General features: G+C 41.8%; 15 protein-coding genes, 5 tRNA genes and 1 pseudogene. 9 read left to right on the plus strand and 12 right to left on the minus strand.

Annotated features, from left to right (window positions below; all coding sequences use genetic code 11):
- The first annotated feature begins 3 nt into the window (after positions 1 to 3).
- From yejB to ACZ8ZH_RS05690, 4 genes are all read left to right on the plus strand, one after another.
- Positions 4 to 1,065 (plus strand): microcin C ABC transporter permease YejB, encoded by a 1,062-nt coding sequence (yejB, locus tag ACZ8ZH_RS05675; RefSeq protein WP_470247874.1) that lies wholly within the window; start codon positions 4 to 6, stop codon positions 1,063 to 1,065.
- Positions 1,065 to 2,078 carry an ABC transporter permease gene (locus tag ACZ8ZH_RS05680; protein WP_119062995.1) on the plus strand — a complete coding sequence of 338 codons (1,014 nt, stop codon included), beginning with the start codon at positions 1,065 to 1,067 and terminating at the stop codon, positions 2,076 to 2,078. Before yejB ends, ACZ8ZH_RS05680 begins: the two co-directional genes overlap by 1 nt.
- Positions 2,053 to 3,642, plus strand: a complete 1,590-nt coding sequence (locus ACZ8ZH_RS05685; protein WP_119062994.1) for an ABC transporter ATP-binding protein — start codon at positions 2,053 to 2,055, stop codon at positions 3,640 to 3,642. The genes ACZ8ZH_RS05680 and ACZ8ZH_RS05685 overlap by 26 nt, the downstream gene beginning before the upstream one ends.
- A 119-nt stretch (positions 3,643 to 3,761) precedes the next feature.
- Positions 3,762 to 5,006 carry an NADH:flavin oxidoreductase/NADH oxidase family protein gene (locus tag ACZ8ZH_RS05690; RefSeq protein WP_119062993.1) on the plus strand — a complete coding sequence of 415 codons (1,245 nt, stop codon included), beginning with the start codon at positions 3,762 to 3,764 and terminating at the stop codon, positions 5,004 to 5,006.
- A 7-nt stretch (positions 5,007 to 5,013) separates the two neighbouring features.
- Here the strand turns inward: ACZ8ZH_RS05690 and ACZ8ZH_RS05695 are convergent, their stop codons facing one another.
- Positions 5,014 to 5,679, minus strand: coding sequence for a glutathione binding-like protein (locus tag ACZ8ZH_RS05695; protein ID WP_119062992.1), 666 nt, complete (start codon positions 5,677 to 5,679; stop codon positions 5,014 to 5,016).
- Between the two features lie 65 nt (positions 5,680 to 5,744).
- Here ACZ8ZH_RS05695 and ACZ8ZH_RS05700 point away from each other — a divergent pair, with 65 nt between their 5' ends.
- Entirely contained in the window at positions 5,745 to 6,353 is a 609-nt protein-coding gene (locus ACZ8ZH_RS05700; RefSeq protein ID WP_119062991.1) for a YiiX family permuted papain-like enzyme, read from the plus strand.
- A 77-nt stretch (positions 6,354 to 6,430) separates the two neighbouring features.
- On the opposite strand, the gene ACZ8ZH_RS05705 is transcribed toward ACZ8ZH_RS05700, so the two are convergent.
- From ACZ8ZH_RS05705 to pyrC, 10 genes are all read right to left on the minus strand, one after another.
- Positions 6,431 to 6,506 (minus strand) — tRNA-Glu (locus ACZ8ZH_RS05705).
- Between the two features lie 47 nt (positions 6,507 to 6,553).
- Positions 6,554 to 6,629 (minus strand) — tRNA-Glu (locus ACZ8ZH_RS05710).
- 24 nt (positions 6,630 to 6,653) lie between these two features.
- Positions 6,654 to 6,729 (minus strand) — tRNA-Glu (locus ACZ8ZH_RS05715).
- Between the two features lie 132 nt (positions 6,730 to 6,861).
- The gene (locus ACZ8ZH_RS05720) at positions 6,862 to 7,767 is read right to left on the minus strand and encodes an alpha/beta hydrolase (protein WP_119063206.1); all 906 of its coding nucleotides are present in this window, start codon (positions 7,765 to 7,767) and stop codon (positions 6,862 to 6,864) included.
- An 81-nt stretch (positions 7,768 to 7,848) separates the two neighbouring features.
- Complete coding sequence (locus ACZ8ZH_RS05725) at positions 7,849 to 9,261, minus strand: amino acid permease (RefSeq protein ID WP_086207782.1); 1,413 nt, start codon at positions 9,259 to 9,261, stop codon at positions 7,849 to 7,851.
- Positions 9,262 to 9,369: 108 nt separating this feature from the next.
- Positions 9,370 to 9,445: transfer RNA gene (locus ACZ8ZH_RS05730), tRNA-Glu, on the minus strand.
- 179 nt (positions 9,446 to 9,624) lie between these two features.
- Positions 9,625 to 10,986, minus strand: a complete 1,362-nt coding sequence (locus ACZ8ZH_RS05735) for an amino acid permease (RefSeq protein ID WP_228199375.1) — start codon at positions 10,984 to 10,986, stop codon at positions 9,625 to 9,627.
- Positions 10,987 to 11,461: 475 nt separating this feature from the next.
- A tRNA-Glu gene (locus ACZ8ZH_RS05740) sits at positions 11,462 to 11,537 on the minus strand.
- A 20-nt stretch (positions 11,538 to 11,557) separates the two neighbouring features.
- A complete protein-coding gene (rnt, locus tag ACZ8ZH_RS05745; RefSeq protein WP_086207780.1) occupies positions 11,558 to 12,217 on the minus strand; it encodes a ribonuclease T in 660 nt (219 codons plus the stop codon).
- Positions 12,202 to 13,236 carry a dihydroorotase gene (pyrC, locus tag ACZ8ZH_RS05750; protein WP_086207779.1) on the minus strand — a complete coding sequence of 345 codons (1,035 nt, stop codon included), beginning with the start codon at positions 13,234 to 13,236 and terminating at the stop codon, positions 12,202 to 12,204. Before pyrC ends, rnt begins: the two co-directional genes overlap by 16 nt.
- 151 nt (positions 13,237 to 13,387) lie before the next feature.
- Between pyrC and ACZ8ZH_RS05755 the strand changes: the two genes are divergently transcribed.
- Positions 13,388 to 14,650, plus strand: coding sequence for a GGDEF domain-containing protein (locus tag ACZ8ZH_RS05755; protein ID WP_110975316.1), 1,263 nt, complete (start codon positions 13,388 to 13,390; stop codon positions 14,648 to 14,650).
- A gap of 48 nt (positions 14,651 to 14,698) precedes the next feature.
- Here ACZ8ZH_RS05755 and argG read toward each other — a convergent pair whose 3' ends face one another.
- Positions 14,699 to 16,042: an argininosuccinate synthase gene (gene argG / locus ACZ8ZH_RS05760; protein WP_004694013.1), complete on the minus strand. Its 1,344-nt coding sequence runs from the start codon at positions 16,040 to 16,042 to the stop codon at positions 14,699 to 14,701.
- Positions 16,043 to 16,676: 634 nt separating this feature from the next.
- On the opposite strand from argG, the gene lldP reads away from it, so the two are divergent.
- The 3 genes and pseudogenes from lldP to lldD all read left to right on the plus strand — a co-directional run bounded on the left by lldP (position 16,677) and on the right by lldD (position 20,276).
- Complete coding sequence (gene lldP, locus ACZ8ZH_RS05765) at positions 16,677 to 18,344, plus strand: L-lactate permease (protein ID WP_171405780.1); 1,668 nt, start codon at positions 16,677 to 16,679, stop codon at positions 18,342 to 18,344.
- Between the two features lie 32 nt (positions 18,345 to 18,376).
- Entirely contained in the window at positions 18,377 to 19,120 is a 744-nt protein-coding gene (gene lldR, locus ACZ8ZH_RS05770) for a transcriptional regulator LldR (protein WP_086207776.1), read from the plus strand.
- Positions 19,121 to 19,122: 2 nt separating this feature from the next.
- A pseudogene (lldD, locus tag ACZ8ZH_RS05775) lies at positions 19,123 to 20,276 on the plus strand (FMN-dependent L-lactate dehydrogenase LldD).
- Positions 20,277 to 20,420: the final 144 nt, after the last annotated feature.

Raw genomic sequence — 20,420 nt, forward strand, 5'->3', positions numbered from 1 at the left:
GAGATGCGTATCTATATATTCAAAAGGCTGTTGCTGATTGTTCCGACCTTATTTTTGATTTTGCTGATCAATTTTGCTGTGATCCAAATTGCGCCTGGAGGGCCTGTTGAGCAAGCCATTCAGCAAGCGGAAGTCATGCAAACTTTGGGTAATCTGGGCGGTGCAGGTGCAGGTTCAAATGTCTATCAAGGCGCACAAGGACTTAGTGATGAAATGCTCGCAAAGATCAAAGCACATTATGGTTTTGATCAGCCCATGCATGTACGCTTTTTTGAAATGGTGAAAAATTATGCGCAACTGGACTTCGGCACCAGCTTTTTTAAAGACCAGCCCGTTACAGCACTGATTAAGGATAAATTAACCGTATCCGTGTCCTTGGGGCTTTGGAGTGCCTTGCTAATCTATCTGATTTCCATTCCTTTGGGCATCAAAAAAGCTCGATTGCACGGTACGGTGTTTGATCAGTCTACATCGCTACTGCTGGCCGTGGCTTATGCGGTTCCTGCATTTATTTTTGCAATTCTTCTGATTGTATTTTTTGCAGGCGGTTCTTATTTTCAATGGTTCCCCTTACAAGGTTTAGTTTCGGAAAATTTTGCGGACTTGTCACTATGGGGCAAAATTAAAGATTATTTTTGGCACATGGCTTTACCGCTGTTAGCCATGGTGATTGGTGGTTTTGCCACGGTGACTTATCTCACCAAGTATTCGTTTATGGAAGAGCTCAGCAAGCCCTACGTGCTGACGGCGCGTTCTAAAGGTCTGACCGAGTCTCAAGTGTTGTATGGTCATGTGTTTCGCAATGCTATATTGATTGTGGTAGCAGGTTTACCTGAAGCTTTAATCGCTTACTTTTTTGTAGGTAATTTATTTATCGAGATCATTTTTAATCTGGATGGTTTAGGTTTATTGGGCTTTGAGGCGATTGTGCAACGCGACTATCCTGTGATCTTTGGCACCTTGTTCATTTTTACTTTGTTGGGCTTGCTGCTGCGTCTGATTGGCGATGTGTTGTATCAGTTGATTGATCCGCGAATACATTTTGATTCGCAAGGGAGAGGCTGATGCCACCCATTTTACAGGCAGGTTTCAAACGATTTAAGCAAAATAAGCTCGGGCTCAGTTGTTGTATTTTATTTATCTGTGTTTTTGTCCTTTCTTTAGCTGCAGAGCTGATCGCGAATGATAAACCGTTGTTGGTGAAGTATGATCATGCTTTGTATTTCCCTGTATTGAAACACTATCCTGAAACGACTTTTGGCGGTGTTTTCGAAACTGAAACTGAATATAAAGATCCAGTGGTACAACAGCTGATTCAAGCAAAAGGTTGGGCCATGTGGCCGTTGATTCAATATTCATATCAAACTCCCAATGTAGATTTGACAGTCCCAGTACCATCACCACCCACGATGCAAAATTGGCTCGGGACAGATGACCAAGGTCGTGATGTTCTGACGCGTGTATTGTATGGTTTACGTGTCTCATTGCTGTTTGGTTTTATTTTGACTTTCAGTTCAGCTGTATTGGGCATTGTGATTGGGGCAATACAAGGTTATTACGGTGGTTGGGTGGATTTAATTGGGCAGCGCATTTTAGAAGTCTGGGGTGGTTTGCCCATGCTGTTCATGGTGATGATTCTAGTCAGTATGTTCAGCCCCAATATCTACTGGCTGTTTTTCATCATGCTGTTATTCAGTTGGACGATTTTGGTTCCACTGGTACGTGCTGAGTTTTTAAGAGCTCGTCAGCTGGATTATGTTCGTGCAGCACGGAGTTTAGGTGTCACCAACCGAGCTATTATCTTTCGGCATATTTTACCCAATGCCATCAGCTCTAGCCTGTCACAACTGCCTTTTATCTTAACTGCCAATATTACTGCGCTAACAGCGCTGGATTTCTTGGGGTATGGTCTACCACCTGATGCGGCATCACTGGGCGAGCTTTTGTTACAAGGCAAGAATAATTTAAATGCACCATGGTTGGCACTGTCAGGCTTTTTTAGCTTAGCTAGCGTACTTGCGTTGCTAATGTATATCGGGGAGGCTTTGCGTGATGCATTTGACCCTAGACGCCAATAGAACAGCCTCCATACTTGAAGTGAATGCACTGAGCATTCAAAGTGCAGAAAGGGTGTTAGTCGATCAGCTCAGTTTTGAACTGCGTGCTGGGCAGACTTTAGCGCTGGTTGGAGAGAGCGGTTCAGGAAAATCAATCAGCGCTTTAGCCTTGATGGGTTTATTGCCGAAAACATTGCAAGTACAAGGCTCAGTACTGTTAGATGGAAAAAATCTCTTAGCGCTGAACGATGCACAATTTAGGCCGATTCGTGGGCAAAAAATCGCAATGGTTTTTCAAGAGCCGATGACCGCCTTGAATTCTTTACATCGGGTGGAAAAGATCATTGCTGAGACTCTATGGTTACAGGGCTGGTCGAAAACGCAAGCTCGGCAGCGTGTAATTGCCTTGCTAGAGGATGTGGGTATTCCAAATCCTGAAAGTGTGTTGCAATGTTTTCCTTATGAGCTGTCTGGTGGACAGCGCCAACGGGTCATGATTGCCATGGCACTGGTGCAAGAGCCTGATATTTTGATTGCTGATGAACCCACCACAGCACTAGATGTCATGCTACAAGTTCAAATTTTAGACTTGCTCAAGTCTTTACAACAGCGTCATAACATGGCCATGATTTTGATTAGCCATGACCTCAACTTGGTGAAACACTATGCTGATGATGTTGTGGTCATCCATCAGGGCAAGGTCATCGAGCAGGGGAAGGTTGCGCAAATTTTTGAGCAGTCGCAGTCTACTTATACTCAAAACTTAATCAATCATTCTTTTGGTCAAGCCATTCACGTACAAGATGCTGTGCCTTTACTGAGTTTAAAGCAACTCGAGGTCAAATTTCCGATTAAAAAAGGCTGGTTGAATCGAGCGACGCAGTATCGTGCTGCGATTGAAGCTTTAGACTTAAGCTTGGCTCAAGGACATTCTTTGGGCGTAGTGGGGGAAAGTGGTGCCGGCAAAAGTTCTTTGGCACTAGCTGTAGCAAGGTTGATTGAAAGTCGAGGACAGATCCAGTTTGGAGGACATGATTTAAACCAACTTTCGCAAAAAGCATTACGTCCACTTCGCGGTGATTTTCAAATCGTGTTTCAAGACCCGTTTGCAAGTTTGAATCCGCGCATGAGTGTTGAGCAAATTATCATGGAAGGTCTGACCTTAAAACCTTTGTCCTTGTTTGAGAGGACACAGCGTGTTGAGAATGTCTTATCTCAGGTGGAGTTACCAGTCACATTTAAAAGCTATTATCCACATGAGCTATCTGGCGGACAGAGGCAGCGTGTGGCTTTGGCGAGAGCCTTGGTGCTTCAGCCTAAACTATTGATTTTAGATGAGCCAACCTCGGCTTTAGACCGAAGTACGCAACGTTCGATCGTGGCTTTATTACGCCGTCTACAACAGGAGCAGGGCATCAGCTATTTGTTTATTAGTCATGACTTACAAGTAGTACGAGCACTTTGCCAACACGTTTTGGTTTTACGACATGCCAAAGTAGTAGAGTTACAAGCCACGGAACAGCTTTTTGAGCAACCGCAGTCTGACTATACGCGCCGACTGATTCAAGCCAGTCAGTATCAGTAAAATTATTTTAGTAAATAAAAGGTTGGGAAATTTGACAAAATGAATTGTCAAATTCTCTTGACTGTAGCCAAAAAACACATAGAGTAAAAACACTAAAAAATATTAAAGGATGAATTTTCATGAGCCAGCTTGCAAGCGCAATCGACATTGGGCAGGTCCATTTTAAAAATAAGATGATTAAAGGGGCGATGAGTGAAGCACTGGCTAATCATGCAGGTCAGCCGAATCATTTGCACTTGGGCTTGTATGAGGCTTGGGCAAAGGGCGGCCTAGGCTGTGCCATTACAGGTAATGTGATGGTGGACTTCCGAGCTAAAAATGAGCCGGGTGTGGTGGTGATTGAAACCGAACGTGACTTAGAATCATTAAAACAATGGGCTGCGATTGGTAAAAAACATGGCATGGTGCAATTGGTGCAGTTGTCACATCCGGGACGTCAATGTCCAAAGGGTTTAAATAAGGAGACGGTTGCACCTTCAGCAGTTCCGTTTAGCCCTGCTTTAGCAATGAGCTTTGGAACGCCGCGAGCACTTCGCGAAGATGAAATCCTCGATATTATCCAGCGCTTTGCAACTTCAGCCGCAATCTGTGAAAAAGCAGGCTTTGAAGGTGTGCAATTACATGGTGCGCATGGTTATCTGATTAGTCAGTTTTTATCGCCATTGACCAATAAACGCCAAGATCAATGGGGTGGCTCTGCTGAAAACCGCATGCGTTTTTTATTGGAAATTTATAAAGCGGTACGTGCAGCGACTTCGGATCAGTTTATTATTTCGGTCAAACTTAATTCAGCAGATTTTCAGCGTGGTGGAATCTCGGAAGAAGATGTCATTGCGACATTTAAAGCCATTGATGCAGTTGGGATCGATTTGATTGAGATTTCGGGTGGTAGCTATGAAGCACCCGCGATGGCAGGGGTGAAGCAAGAAAAACGCAAAGCGTCGACCATTGCACGTGAGGCTTACTTTTTAGAATTTGCTGAAAAAATTCGTGAGCAAGTTCAGTGTAAATTGATGGTGACAGGTGGTTTTCGCACTGTGGTTGGTATGAATGCAGCCTTAGAAAGTGGTGCGTGTGATTTTATTGGGATGGCACGCCCGTTTGCGGTAGAACCCGATGTGACCAACCGTTTAATTGCAGGGCAAGATGTGCGTTATGCAGTCGATAAGATTAAAACGGGTATTTCGATGATTGATAAAATGGCGATTATGGAAGTGATCTGGTACGCCGCGCAATTTAAGGATATCGCAGAAGGCAAACAACCAAATCCGAAACTGTCACCGCTCAAAGTGTTTTTTAATTATTTAAAAGGTAATGTGAAAGCCGTGATTAAAGGGCAAGTTAACTCTAGAAAGTCTGCTTAAGTAGCACTTACTGCGTGATAGACCAATAGTGTTCAAAATAAGAAGCAGACCATTGCCCATGTGCCATTGCAGCGCTGAAGGCAGGTCTGCTTTGTATTTGGATTAAATAGTGTTGAATGGCCTGATACTGAGCAAACTGCGGTGTGGCATAACTGGCTGCATAGAGTGGAAACCACATTAGTATATCCGCATAACTAAACACATCGCCTGCAAAGTATGCATACGCGCTTAAGTGGATCTCAATTTGTTTAAGCTGTCGATGTAGCTCAGGATTTAAATAAGCACGATTGAACGCGCTTTGAAAGGCTAAGCTCACAAAGCGCACTATAAAAGGTGTTTGTTGTTTAATGTGTTGGAAAACCTGTTTCAATGCCAAGTTGGGCATGAGACTGGCATCGCTACAATGGCTATAAAAACAGAAGTTCCAATACTGTGCATGGTCATGGGGAATAATCAACTTCTGCTGTAGTTGACATAAATATTCTACGATTGCACTGCTTTCAGTTAATCGTACTGTCTGAGCATCATGTGGAATGTCGAGCGTTGGAAATTTCAGATTGGTTTGTTTAGCTTGTGTTGTATCATAAAATTTGAGTTCGTAAGACAGCTCAAGTTCCTCAAGTAGCCAAAGAATACGGTGTGAACGTGAGTTTTGAAGATGATGTAAGATCATAAATATTTTATAGTTTTAAAAATGATAGGTCGTATCTATAAAAAGAAGAATAAAGGAAATCTAGGATGAAAAATAGCAATGTTGTGCTTTTAAGTGCTGTTTTACTTTGGGCAAATTCTCAACCGCTATGGGCGAATAGGTCCTATCAAACCGGTGATATTATTTTTCACGTCTCGAAGTCTCAACAAAGTTTAGGGATACAAAAAGCGACCAAGTCTCGTTATAGCCATATGGGTTTAATTGTGAATAAAGATGGAAAAGCATGGGTTTTAGAGGCAGTTCAGCCTGTGAAATATACGGCACTTCAGCAGTGGATTGATCGCGGGGTTGAGCGGCATTATGTGGTGAAGCGCTTTAAATCAAATTTGACTGTTCAGCAAAAGCAGAAGCTAATCAAGAACGCAGAACAATACTTAGGCCAGCCTTATGATCTTTATTTTGAGTGGGACAATCGTGAGTTATATTGCTCAGAAATAGTCTGGAAGGCCTATGATAATGCTTTAGGTATTGAGTTGGCTCCATTATCTAAACTCAAGCAATTTGATTTAAGTTCGCCTGAAGTCAAGCAACTCATGCAACAGCGATATGGGCAAAACATTCCCTCGAATGAAACTGTGATTGCGCCACAGGCTATTTTTGCCTCGACAGCTTTAGTTGAAGTTGATCGTAAGTAGACAGGCAATAAAAAAGCCCAAGTCATCATGCTTGGGCTTTTTTATGAGATGACTTTAGAAAAAATCAATCTCTAATATGGCGTCCCTACGGGGATTCGAACCCCGGTTACCGCCGTGAAAGGGCGATGTCCTAGGCCTCTAGACGATAGGGACAGTACAGAAGTGATGTTTTAAAACCGATTACTTTTGATCTTAAGTAATGGCGTCCCTACGGGGATTCGAACCCCGGTTACCGCCGTGAAAGGGCGATGTCCTAGGCCTCTAGACGATAGGGACTGAATAAAACTTTACTTCTGAAATTGGCGTCCCTACGGGGATTCGAACCCCGGTTACCGCCGTGAAAGGGCGATGTCCTAGGCCTCTAGACGATAGGGACGTTTCAGAGGTGGGCGTATATTAGGGTGAAAACAGAGGGGTGTCAAACGCTTTTCTCTAAATAATTCCAGTTTTAAGTGTTGAGTGCATAAAATTAAAACAATAGAGATGAAATGATCAAAAACTATATGATTTAAGTCGATTTTTTAAGCAGATCGGTGAGGCTATTTATAAACTCAGGATGTTGTAAATAACCCTCAATCAGATGAGGGTGAGCAAGATCGGTGGTGATTTGTTGATTAATAATGGCGGGATTAAATGCAAATGGTTTTTGATAGAGAGGAAATGCGCTTAGAAAATCAATGTCTGAATAAAAATTGATCCAGTCGCCGTATAAAGCCACAGGTCGTTGAATGGGTTGTTGTAAATGACACTGTATGACCCGAAAAGCAAGGGGTGAAGCTAAACTAATAAACGCTTGAATGTGGAGTTCAGGGTGTTGAATTAAATAATTATAGGCAATCACGCTGCCTAGAGAGTGGGCAATCACAATCTTGGGTTTTGTACCGTGTAACTGCTCATGCAGACGTGTATGCACTGTGTGGATGAAGTGTGGATTGGATAAATATAGATAAGCTTCAATTAAAAAGCGATGAATAAAGCTGCTATGTAGCTTTGGAAAGTGATTCATTAGGCTTCCTAAATCACGAAATGCAATATCCTTACTCAATAGGCTGATGTACTTAATTTTATGATTGAATGAGAGTTCATCAGAAATGGTGAGCTGAGGGTTTTGAGAAATTTCAGTCTGATGTTCGATATTGAGTGTAGCGGTGTGTGTTAGGTGAATAGGATGTAAAAAAGAAAAAGGAGACCAGTGTTGCGGTATGAGGGTGCTGGCATTGAGGGTGTTTTCTAAATGCTGACGTGTTAGAAGGTCTCCGTAAAAGGCCAGCCGACTGTGTCGCTGAATATAAAGAAAGTAATCTGCTTCTCCGCACTGTTCTAAGGCTTGTTTTAATATGATAAGCCAATGTTGAAGCAGGGTACGCGCAGTCTTATGCTGCTGATTCATCCCATGAATCCATACAATATTCATCGTGTATGCACCGATGATGTACTTGATAAAAACAGTATAAAAAAAAAGAGCGACCTCAGTCGCTCTTTTTAACATAAATGCTTAAGATTTATTGTGATAGAACTTATAGTAACTTGCATAGCAGACTGCAATAAACAGTAAACAACCAAAGAAGCTAATACGCATGCTTGGATCAAACACCATACTGACGCAGGTGATAAAGCAGAAGATAAAGCCAAGGATTGGCACAATAGGGAACAAGGGGGCTGCAAAACCTAATTCTTCTTTTTTACGCCCTTGTTTATACCACTGACGACGGAAGTTAAATTGGCTTAAACAGATACTCATCCAAACTACGACCATGGTAAAGGCTGCAATACCAAGTAGATTGGTAAAAATTGTTTCAGGTGCAAACTGTTCAGACAGTAAACCAGGCATTCCGCCAATCATCGTGACAATGACTGCAACATAAGGAATACCGCGAGTATTTAATTTTGAAAATACTGCTGGTAATTGTTTCTGATAAGACAATGACCACATCATACGTGATGCAGCAAACAACCCTGAGTTTGCAGCAGATAGCAGTGCTGTGATAATCACAAAACGAATGATATCTTCGGCATACGGAATGCCAATGTGTTGGAATACCGTTACAAATGGACTACTGCTCACGCCTTCAGCCGCTAAACCTGCTTCTTGATGCGGAAGGAGTGAAGTCACGACCAAGATGGTACCCACAAAGAAAATCAATAAGCGGAAAATCGCAGTATTGATGGCTTTGGGTACATTCTTGGCAGGATCTTTGGTTTCACCTGCAGCAACACCAATCAGCTCTGTACCAGAAAATGCAAAGTTTACAATCAGCATGGTAGTAAAGATTGGAAATAAGCCCTCAGGGAACCAACCTTGCGCTGTTAAGTTACTAAATAAAGGCGCAGCTTCATAACCTCTGTAGCCAATGACTCCAAAAATTGCCATTAAACCTAATAAGATAAAAGCAACAACCGTGATAACTTTTACCAAAGCCAGCCAGAACTCAGATTCAGCGAACCATTTGGTTGAAATCATATTCAGTGTAAATACGAAAGCACCAAAAATTAGGGTCCACATCCACATTGAGCTATCTGGATACCATTCCTGCATAAGAAGGGCAGCCGCTGTAAACTCTGTGCCTAATGTGACTGACCACGTGAGCCAATACAACCAAGTGATGGTATACCCTGTACCTGGGCCTATATAGCGTTTGGCATAAGCACCAAATGAGCCAGACTCAGGCATATGAACGGCAAGTTCCCCTAAACACAGCATGACCATATAGGCAATGATCCCACCGAGAAAATAAGAAATAATGGCACCTACAGGCCCCGTTTGTGCAATGACTTCACCCGACCCTAAAAATAGACCTGTTCCGATTGCGCCACCTAGCGAAATCATGACCAGATGTCGAGTACTCATAGCGCGCTTTAAAGGCGCAGAATTGCCCTGATGCGAAGCATCATTCGGAGATGAGTGCATAAGCGTTGAATTAGTTGGGGAATGAAGCGGGCTATTGTAGTGAAAAACTGCAAATCTGCAATGAAATAATAATAATTATGAATAAGTGTTGATCAGAAGATCAAGATATGGCGTCCCTACGGGGATTCGAACCCCGGTTACCGCCGTGAAAGGGCGATGTCCTAGGCCTCTAGACGATAGGGACGTTGTGAGGTGATGCGTATATTAAGGATTAAAGGCTTATTTGTCAAAAGGGTTTTAGTTATATGTTTACCAAGAGTTCAAACATTAGACAAAACAAGCAATTAAATTTAATAGTCCAATTTGTATCGAATTAAAACTGAGCTCAAGGTGTGGACTTGAGCTCACTGTTAGTGAAGAGGCTTAGTTTTTATTATGATAGAGCCAATAGTAACTGGCATAGCAAGCTGCCATGAAAAGTAGGCAGCCAATAAAACCTGAAAGCATTTCAGGGTCTGCTGCCATACTTAAACCTGTCGCAGTACAGCAGATAAAACCTAAAATCGGAACCAATGGATACCAAGGGGTACGGAATTTTAGCTCCGATAAAGCATGACCTTGCTTTAACCATTGGCGACGGAAGTTAAACTGACTCCAGCAAATACTCATCCAGACAATCACCATAGTGAATGCAGCAACACCCATCAAGTTTTTAAAAATGACATCTGCACCAAACTGCTCAGAGAGTAAGCCCGGCAAGCCACCAATCATAGTGACCCAAATGGCAATATAAGGCACCCCAGATTTACTTACTTTAGCAAAAAGCTTGGGTAGTTGGTTTTGTGAGGATAAGGCCCACATCATGCGTGAGGCTGCATATAAGCCGGAGTTCGCAGTTGATAATAAGGCGGTGATGATGACAAAACGGATAAAGTCTTCAGCATAGGGGATACCCATTTGGGTGAATACAGTTACAAATGGGCTACTGCTTAAGCCACTATGTCCACCCACTTGCAAACCTGTGTTGCTATAGCTGAGCAGCGAGCTGATAACAACGATGGTGCCAACAAAGAAAATAATCAGGCGCCAAACCGCGGCATGAATGGCTTTAGGTACATTTTTTTCTGGGTTTTCAGTTTCACCTGCGGCAATGCCAATCATTTCTGTGCCATTAAAAGCAAAGTTTACAATTAATAAGGTGGTAAACAAAGGAATAAGGCCATTCGGTAGCCAGCCTTGTGCGGTTAAGTTGCTAAATAAAGGTGCAGATTCATATCCTTGAAAAGGGATGACACCGAAAATACAGGCAAAGCCTAAAAGAATGAAAATAAGTACAGTTGCGACTTTGATCATGGATAGCCAAAACTCAGACTCTGCAAAAGCTCGGGTTGAGCTAAGGTTTGAAATCAGTACGCCACTGGCAAAGATTAATGTCCATAACCAGATCGAGGTTTGTGGGAACCATTCCTGTACCAAAATGGCTGCTGCAGTAAATTCGGTGCCGAGTGTTGCCGACCAACCGAGCCAATACATCCACGACACCATATAACCTGTGCCAGGGCCAATATAACGTGTTGCAAAGGCACCAAATGAACCAGAAACAGGTAAATGTACTGCAAGCTCCCCGAGGCAAAGCATGACCATATATGCAATTAAACCACCAATAATATAAGCCAGCACAGCACCGAGAGGGCCTGCTTGAGAAATTACTTCACCTGAGCCCATAAATAGGCCTGTGCCAATGGCACCACCTAGCGATAGCATGATCAGGTGACGCGTGCTCATGGCACGTTTCAATGAGGTATTTTGCGGTGAATTCGTTGAGGGTTGTGAAGGCGGTGTTGCAGATTGCATAGTAAATGAAACAATGGGCTTAAAGTGATATTCTAGTTTTGAATAAGATGAAAATTCACATAAATTGGAATTTTCGGATGAAGTATCTAGATTAATTTAAAAAACAAATATTTGAGTTGTATATCTTAGTGATCGGGTGTTGGGTATGAGCTTTTGCTTTCGGTGTTTGAATGCACTTCTTGTGACGAGTTGATTGGTTGGGGCGAGTGGGTATCTTGATTGACATACCAAAGGTAAAAAAAGGATGGCGATAAGATCAATAAACAGATCAAAGCTTTTTTCAGCATAGTCATAAAGCACTTAAAAATGATTTACAGTATAGCGAGTAAGTTATTGAAATAAGAATATTATACATGCAAGAAAATTTGTAAGATGAAAATATAGGATTATAAGAATATAAATAAGATGGCGTCCCTACGGGGATTCGAACCCCGGTTACCGCCGTGAAAGGGCGATGTCCTAGGCCTCTAGACGATAGGGACGTTGCGAGGATGGCGGTATCTTATTGATCCGCCACCAGAGTGTCAAGTAGGTGTGGTGCGAGTTTGTTCAAAATATAACAGAACAGTTCAGCGGTCTTTTGAGTGTCGTATAAAGCTGAGTGGGCTTCTCTACCATCGAACTCAATTCCTGCTTGAATACATGATTTTGCAAGAACCGTTTGACCAAACATCACAGCACTTAAGGTGACGGTATCAAAGACCGAAAAGCTATGAAAGGGATTCTGATTTTTGGTCCCTGTACGATTAATAGCAGCCTGTACAAAACCTAAATCAAAGTGGGCGTTATGACCGACCAAGACCGCATGTGTACAGTTCTGTTGGCGACGAACTTCATTGACGGCTTTAAAAATACGTTTTAATGCTGTTTTTTCATCTTCAGCCATAGCCATACGCATGGGATTAAAGGGATCAATTCCAATAAAGTCCAATGAGCGACGGTCTAAGTTTGCACCTTCAAATGGGTTGATATGCGCATGATGTGCAGGTCCTGGGACAAATTGACCTTCTTCATTATAAATAATCGGAATTGCAGCGATTTCCAATAAGGCATCGGTCTGTGCATTAAAACCTGCTGTCTCGACATCGACAACAACAGGTAGAAAACCACGGAAACGCTGACCAATTATTGGCAATGTTTCATTTGTCACACTTTTCTCCATTGAATGGTTTTACCCGCATACAGCGGAATAATCTGTTCACCATCCAAATAGTCTAAACTTTCAGGGATGACTTGGTCTTCTTTTACTAGTGTAATTGTTGAAGTATTGCGCGGTAGACCGTAGAAATCGGCACCAAAGTGGCTTGCGAAACCTTCAAGGCGTTCAATTTTGCTTACTTGATCGAATGCTTGTGCATAAAGTTCAATCGCAGTTGGTGCACTATAACAGCCTGCACAACCACATGCGTTTTCTTTAGCATTTTTAGAGTGTGGCGCACTGTCTGTACCTAAGAAAAACTTAGGGTTGCCACTGGTTGCCACTTCAAGCAATGTTTGTTGATGGGTTTGACGCTTTAAAATGGGTAAGCAGTAGAAGTGCGGCTTCACACCACCGACCAACATATCATTGCGATTAAACAATAAATGCTGTGGGGTAATCGTTGCTGCTACATTACGATCTTGTTCTAAAACAAAGTTGGCTGCTTCACTGGTGGTGATGTGCTCTAAAACCAATTTCAGTTTTGGGAATTGTTTGAGTAATGGAGAGAGTACTTCATCTAAGAAGCGCTTTTCACGGTCGAAAATATCGACATGATTATGCGTAACTTCACCATGTAACAATAAGGGAACTTGATGCTCTTCGAGTTGCTCAATGACGGCATAGACTTTACGAATATCGCTCACGCCATTGTCAGAGTTGGTGGTAGCACCAGCAGGGTAGAGTTTGATTGCATTTACAAACTCAGAGTTTTTAATCTTCTTTACTTCTTCAGGAGAAGTTGTATCAGTAAAATACAATACCATACGTGGGTCGAAAGTATTACCTTCTGGTACGTGCGCCATGATGCGTTCGCGATACGCATTCGCTTCCTCGACAGTTTTGACAGGAGGCACTGTATTTGGCATACAAATAGCGCGGGAAAACTGCTTGGCTAAATCGGGAACAGTACGTTGTAATGCAAGACCATCACGAAGGTGAGCGTGCCAATCATCTGGCTGGAGAATCGTAATCGTATTCAAGGCGATTTCTGTCAGAGAAATAAAACAGATGATAATGCATATACGTTAAAAATGGTAACGACAAATAAAGACATATTGTCTGATTATTATGATTAATCTTTGTAAATTTGTGTTATTTTTAATCGACTACAAGAATTAAATCTGGTCTGGTATGGAATATAAATATAACCTCGCCAAACTTCAGTACGATAAAGAAAAAATGGAAGGGCTGATTGCACGGCATAATCGTCGTGTTGGGCAGGTTTTCCCGCAGAAATTAGAGCAGGAGTTTTGGCGTTTAAACTTAGAACGCGCACGCCGCAATATTAATGACTTTTTTTGGTCAGGTGTTTTGGTCTATTTTATTTTTGCGGTTTTAATTATTCCTGGTGACTATTGGATTATTGAACAGTCACACTTCAAAGAAGATTTTATTCATTGCCTATTAGGGCTACTGAACGGTGCAGCCTGTCTTTTATTTCTTTATGTTTTTTCACATTTTGTAAAGCTTAAGCCTTTTTTTGCTTATGCTGCTTTGTTTGTCGTGTTTTGGGCAGTGGTCTCGACGACTTGGCTCACCATGTCTGTACATACTGAAGCTTTGCGCCACCAAGCAATGATGATCATTTGTATGATCTATGTATTGGGGTATTTGTTGACTGGGGTAAAACCTTTATATGTTTTTATGACAGGTATCGTAGCTGCTGGTGTTTCTTTTTTAGTTCTTATTTCGACTTTGGTCAAGTTTGATGCAATTGTGATGAGTCGCGTTATGTTTGGGAGTTGTTTACTAGGCTTTGCCATCGGGCGCATGATTTATGCTCGTGAACGTATCATTTTTCTAAATATTCGGCGTGCGAAAATTAGTGAAAAAATCCATCGGATTCATACTTCTGAGCTTCTACATTTGAGTCAAAATGATGAGTTGACGAAAATTTCAAATCGTCGGAATTTTGATGAAATGATGGATACTTATTATGAACAATCCCGTCAGGATGAAACACCTTTATCTATTTTGTTTATTGATGTTGATTTTTTCAAAAAATATAATGATTTTTATGGGCATCAAAAAGGTGATGATGTCATTTCATCCATTGCTAAATCCATTAAAAATGCAATTCGGCATATGGATTTTGTTGCGCGTTATGGTGGCGAAGAGTTTGTCGTGTTATTACCAGAAACCGATGCACATGGCGCTTATGCGGTGGCTTCGAATATTTACCGAGCGATTGAGCGTTTGGAAATCCCGCATGAAATGTCTGAAGTATCTGCATTTGTGACTATTAGCTTAGGAATTACGGTCTTTAAAGGTGAAATGGATTTGAGCAAAGTAGAGTTACTCAGGATTGCTGACCAAGCCTTATACCGTGCCAAGCAATTAGGGCGGAATCAGATTTATTATCAGCCTTTAACCACATCGAGTTGTACTGAATAAAGCATAAAAAAACCGCTCTTATGAGCGGTTTTTTGACATGAAATCAACTTATTTGTTCTTGTCTTTCAGCTGTGGAACAGCAGAACCCGTACCTACAGCTAGCAAACCAGTATTGGTATAAATACCAAGTTTCGCACGAGTATCGGTAATGTCCAAGTTACGCATCGTTAACTGCCCAATACGGTCCATTGGCGTAAACATTGAATCACCTTTCTCCATCGTCAAACGTTCAGCTTCATAAGTGAGGTTTTCAGATTCAGTGTTCATAATCGTGTAGTCATTACCACGACGAAGTTCTAAAGTCACAGTACCTGTGATCGCTTTCGCAACCCAACGCTGTGCAGTTTCACGAAGCATTAATGCTTGAGAGTCGAACCAACGACCTTGATAAAGCAAACGACCTAAGCGTAAACCGTTAATACGGTATTGTTCGATCGTATCTTCGTTATGAATACCCGTAACCAAACGCTCATAAGCAATATGTAGAAGTGCCATACCAGGTGCTTCATAAATACCGCGAGATTTCGCTTCAATAATACGGTTTTCAATTTGGTCAGACATACCTAGACCATGACGACCACCAATACGGTTGGCTTCAAGAATGAACTCAACAGGATCTTCGATACGTTGGCCGTTGATTGCAACAGGGAAGCCTTCTTCAAAAGTAATAGATACTTCCTCAGCTTTAACTTCTACGTCGTCTTTCCAGAAAGCAACGCCCATGATTGGGTCAACAATTTTGATCCCTGCATTGAGGTATTCAAGATCTTTTGCTTCGTGTGTTGCACCCAGCATGTTTGAGTCTGTTGAGTATGCTTTTTCTTTCGACATTTTGTAGTCAAAGCCGTTGTCGATCAAAAATTGCGACATTTCAGCACGACCACCTAACTCATCAATAAACGTTTGGTCTAACCAAGGTTTATAGATTTTAAGTGCTGGGTTGGTTAAGAGACCATAACGGTAGAAACGTTCAATATCGTTGCCTTTATACGTTGAACCGTCACCCCAAATGTTGACGTCATCTTCTTTCATTGCGGTAACAAGCATAGTACCTGTAACTGCACGACCTAAAGGCGTGGTATTGAAGTAGGGAACACCGCCAGTGCTGATGTGGAATGCACCACATTGAATCGCAGCAATACCTTCAAGCGCAAGCTGTAAACGGCAATCAACTAAGCGAGCTTTTACTGCGCCATACGCTTCCGCTTTTTTTGGAATCGCATCGTAGTCGTCTTCATCAGGCTGACCTAAGTTTGCTGTATAAGCATAAGGTTCTGCGCCTTTTTGTTTCATCCACAAAAGTGCAGCTGAAGTATCTAGACCACCAGAGAAGGCAATACCAACTTTTTTGCCAACTGGGACATTCTGCAAGATAGTTGCATTATCAGTCATTGTTAATCCTAACGATATAAATATAGGCACCGAGAATGGGTGGCCTGAAAGAATATATATTTTCGCGATTGTAGCACTTTTCCAAATGATTTTTCTGAAAAAAACATAGGCCTTTAAAAAAAATCAAGTTTATAGACATGCTATTACTATTAAAAAATTATCAAGAAGGTCAGTGTTTGTATCTTGCCTATTTAGTTTTAACCGAGACTACGTTTTTAGTTTAAAAACGTTTCAAAAAGTACCTAAATCTAAAGAATAATTAAATTGGTATAACCAATTTTGGATTAATGCATCGAATTTTGAATGTTTAGTAGGATTTAAACTTGCTAATGATTTTTAATACTTAGACTAAAGTCTAAATATATAATTTTTCATAAGATATATTGAATATAAATAATTACTTAAGTTTGTTTGAAATGTGATCAATATGTTTTTGATATAAAAATATGTATTTTATTGGTCATACCAATAAAAGTTTTTTATTGAAGTTTTGCTTCATTCTGGATCAAAATATAGGACGTATAAGTCATTATTGGTTTATCAACCTTTTCTTTTGTTAAAATTGGTATTACCAATATTAATGAAATTACCAATAATATGCTCAAAATTAAATCTTAGTAAGCATTTCAAGGAGATGACAATGCTTCAATGGCAGCAAATGTATGACCCGATGGGGAATATTTGGATATCCAGTCTAATTGCGCTGATTCCAATTATCTTTTTCTTCTTGGCGCTCGCAGTATTTCGTTTAAAAGGTAGTGTGGCAGGTACGATCACTGTTGTACTTGCGCTTCTTGTCTCTTTATTTGCCTATAAGATGCCAGTATTGATGGCATTGGCATCTATGGTTTATGGTTTCTTCTACGGTTTATGGCCAATTGCTTGGATTATTATTGGTGCTGTTTTCCTGTATAAAATCTCAGTGAAGACAGGTCAGTTTGACATCATTCGTTCATCTATTCTCTCAATTACCGAAGATCAGCGTTTACAAATGCTGTTGGTCGGCTTTGCTTTCGGTACCTTCTTAGAGGGTGCGGCAGGCTTTGGTGCTCCTGTGGCGATTACCGCGGCGTTGCTGGTTGGCCTAGGTTTTAAACCTTTATATGCAGCAGGTCTTTGCCTAATTGTAAACACAGCACCTGTGGCATTTGGTGCGATGGGTATTCCTATTATCGTTGCGGGACAGGTATCTGGTGTCGATACCATGGAAATCAGCCAAATGGTAGGCCGTCAGTTACCATTTATGGTGCCAATCGTATTGTTCTGGATTATGGCGATTATGGACGGCTGGCGTGGTGTTAAAGAAACATGGCCAGCAGTTGTGGTGGGGGCAGGTAGCTTTGCAATCGCACAATACTTAACTTCTAACTTTGTTGGGCCAGAACTACCAGATATTACGGCTGCAATTGCATCCTTGGTTTCATTAACAATTTTGTTTAAATACTGGCAGCCAAAGCATATTTTTCGTTTTGCAGATCAAGACGCAAATATGAATGAAGATGTTGCAGCACAAAAACAGAAAAAATATAGCATCGGTCAAATTGCCAAAGCATGGTCTCCATTTGCCATTTTAACTGTAATGGTGACAATCTGGAGTGTGAAACCATTTAAGGATTTATTTGCCAAAGACGGTACATTGCATGATCTTGTGATTTCCATCAAGGTGCCATTTTTGCATCAAATGATTCAAAAAATGCCGCCTGTAGTGACAGAAATAAAAGACTATGACGCAATCTATAAGTTCGATTGGATCTCGGCAACAGGTACTGCGATCTTTATTGCAGCATTAATTACGATTGCCTTTTTGAAGATGAAGCCTAAGGATGCAGTTGTAACTTTTGGTGAAACCTTGAATGAGTTGAAAATTCCAATTTATTCAATTGGTATGGTGTTGTCTTTTGCCTTTGTTGCGAACTACTCGGGTATGTCTTCGACTTTAGCTTTAGCGCTTGCACACACAGGTTCAGCATTTACTTTCTTTTCACCATTCTTGGGCTGGTTGGGTGTATTCCTTACAGGTTCGGATACTTCTGCGAACGCACTGTTTTCAGCGCTTCAAGCCACTACGGCTCAGCAAATTGGGGTGCCTGAAGTATTGTTAGTTGCAGCTAATACCAGTGGTGGTGTAACTGGCAAAATGATTTCACCTCAATCAATTGCGATTGCATGTGCTGCGGTCGGCTTAGTTGGTAAAGAGTCTGATTTATTCCGTTTTACTGTAAAACACAGTATAACGTTCACATTTATGATGGGTATTATGATTACCCTACAAGCTTATGTGTTCCCATGGATGATTCCATAGCACAAATTGTGTATCAACGTTAAGGAAAGCAGATGAGAGTCTCCGATAAAGCTGTACAAAGCCTGCGTGTATTGATTGAACAAAGCAATATGCAAGTTGGAGACCGTCTGCCTGCTGAAAGAAAACTGTGTGAACAACTTCAAGTCTCGCGTTCCTCTTTAAGAGAAGCGATTTCTCAACTGTCCAGCATGGGTATGTTGGTCAGTAAAGTGGGAGCGGGAACTTTTTTAAAACAATTACCAGCTACCTGGTCAAGTTATCAAATTGTACAACCGATCAGTAATTTGATGAGTGAAGATCCAGCCTATCGCTTTGATGTGCAAGAGGCGCGCATTATTTTAGAAGGTGGGACGACTTGGTATGCAGCTCAACGCGCAACCCAAGAAGATTTGGTGAATATCCGACATTATTATGATCAGATTAACCATTTTCAGGCACTGGGTGATGATGATGCAGCGGCTCGTGCTGATGCGAAATTTCATTTAGCGATTGCTGAAGCATCTCATAATTTGGTTCTTATTCAGATGATGCGTGGTCTGTTCGATTTGTTGCAGTTCAACGTCGCTTTGGGACGCCGAAAAGTCTATAGCGAAGCACACCGTTTTGATCAATTGCATGATCAGCACTTTCAAGTCATGAGTGCAATTGAACGTCGTGATCCAGAAGCTGCACGCAAAGCAGTCTGTGGACACATTGAGTTTGTAGTACAACAGGTGCGCATGATTGATGAAGAAGAAGCTCGTCGTCAGCGCGCTAGTCGATTAAACAGGATATAAGCATGATTATTTCTTCTGCCAATGACTACCGTGAAGCGGCACGACGTCGTTTACCGCCATTTTTATTCCATTACATTGATGGTGGTGCGTATGCAGAATATACCCTGAAGCGTAACGTAGAAGATTTATCGAAAATTGCTTTGCGCCAGCGTGTACTGAACGACATGTCACAGTTAAGTTTAGAAACCAAACTGTTTGATGAAACGTTGTCGATGCCAGTTGCATTATCGCCTGTGGGTTTAACAGGGATGTATGCGCGTCGTGGTGAAGTTCAAGCTGCGGTTGCTGCGGATAAAAGGGCATTCCATTTACGCTGTCTACCGTTTCAGTATGTCCAATTGAGGAAGTTGCGCCTGCGATTCAGCGTCCAATGTGGTTCCAACTTTATGTACTGCGTGATCGTGGTTTCATGAAAAATGCCTTGGAACGTGCTAAAGCGGCAGGCTGTTCAACCTTGGTATTTACCGTGGATATGCCTGTTCCGGGCGCGCGTTACCGTGATGCCCACTCAGGTATGAGTGGCCCAAATGCAGCAATGCGTCGTTATATGCAGTCGTGTTTCCATCCACACTGGGCGTGGAATGTCGGCATGATGGGACGTCCGCATGACTTGGGCAATATTTCTAAATACTTAGGCAAACCTACAGGTCTAGAAGATTATATTGGTTGGTTAGGTTCAAACTTTGATCCGTCTATTTCATGGAAAGACCTTGAGTGGATTCGTGAGTTTTGGGATGGGCCAATGGTTATTAAAGGCATTCTGGATCCTGAAGACGCCAAAGATGCCGTGCGCTTCGGTGCAGATGGGATTGTGGTTTCAAACCATGGTGGTCGTCAGCTTGATGGCGTTTTATCTTCTGCACGTGCACTGCCGCCGATTGCAGATGCAGTCAAGGGTGATATTAAAATCCTCGCGGATTCAGGTATTCGTAATGGTCTAGATGTTGTGCGTATGCTGGCGTTGGGTGCAGACACGTGTATGCTTGGTCGCGCCTTTGTTTATGCACTTGGTGCAGCAGGCGGTGAAGGTGTTTCAAATCTTTTAGAATTGATTGATAAAGAAATGCGTGTTGCTATGACTTTAACTGGTGCAAAAACCATTGCGGATATTACGTCTGACTGTTTAGTGAAGTTAGAACGAGAGTTGGCTGAGTAATTCATTATATCAGTAGAAGCGTTCTCACACAGTAAACGTGCATTCAATAGGTATTTACATCAATACCGTGATTATTGCTATTTATATAATCCCTCTCAACCTCCCTTTAAAAGGGAGGAGTTATACCGATTAGAATTTATGTTG

The sequence above is a fragment of the Acinetobacter sp. SW-226 genome, from assembly GCF_055632855.1.

What these genes read in the sequence shown, in the direction of transcription:
- rnt (WP_086207780.1), bottom strand. Translation starts at nt 12,217, where the DNA reads ATGGAGAAAAGTGTGACAAATGAAACATTGCCAATAATTGGTCAGCGT.
- lldR (WP_086207776.1), top strand. Translation starts at nt 18,377, where the DNA reads ATGAGAGTCTCCGATAAAGCTGTACAAAGCCTGCGTGTATTGATTGAA.
- ACZ8ZH_RS05700 (WP_119062991.1), top strand. Translation starts at nt 5,745, where the DNA reads ATGAAAAATAGCAATGTTGTGCTTTTAAGTGCTGTTTTACTTTGGGCA.
- yejB (WP_470247874.1), top strand. Translation starts at nt 4, where the DNA reads ATGCGTATCTATATATTCAAAAGGCTGTTGCTGATTGTTCCGACCTTA.
- lldP (WP_171405780.1), top strand. Translation starts at nt 16,677, where the DNA reads ATGACAATGCTTCAATGGCAGCAAATGTATGACCCGATGGGGAATATT.
- ACZ8ZH_RS05725 (WP_086207782.1), bottom strand. Translation starts at nt 9,261, where the DNA reads ATGCACTCATCTCCGAATGATGCTTCGCATCAGGGCAATTCTGCGCCT.
- ACZ8ZH_RS05720 (WP_119063206.1), bottom strand. Translation starts at nt 7,767, where the DNA reads ATGAATATTGTATGGATTCATGGGATGAATCAGCAGCATAAGACTGCG.
- ACZ8ZH_RS05690 (WP_119062993.1), top strand. Translation starts at nt 3,762, where the DNA reads ATGAGCCAGCTTGCAAGCGCAATCGACATTGGGCAGGTCCATTTTAAA.
- ACZ8ZH_RS05735 (WP_228199375.1), bottom strand. Translation starts at nt 10,986, where the DNA reads ATGAGCACGCGTCACCTGATCATGCTATCGCTAGGTGGTGCCATTGGC.
- argG (WP_004694013.1), bottom strand. Translation starts at nt 16,042, where the DNA reads ATGACTGATAATGCAACTATCTTGCAGAATGTCCCAGTTGGCAAAAAA.
- ACZ8ZH_RS05685 (WP_119062994.1), top strand. Translation starts at nt 2,053, where the DNA reads ATGCATTTGACCCTAGACGCCAATAGAACAGCCTCCATACTTGAAGTG.
- ACZ8ZH_RS05755 (WP_110975316.1), top strand. Translation starts at nt 13,388, where the DNA reads ATGGAATATAAATATAACCTCGCCAAACTTCAGTACGATAAAGAAAAA.
- ACZ8ZH_RS05695 (WP_119062992.1), bottom strand. Translation starts at nt 5,679, where the DNA reads ATGATCTTACATCATCTTCAAAACTCACGTTCACACCGTATTCTTTGG.
- ACZ8ZH_RS05680 (WP_119062995.1), top strand. Translation starts at nt 1,065, where the DNA reads ATGCCACCCATTTTACAGGCAGGTTTCAAACGATTTAAGCAAAATAAG.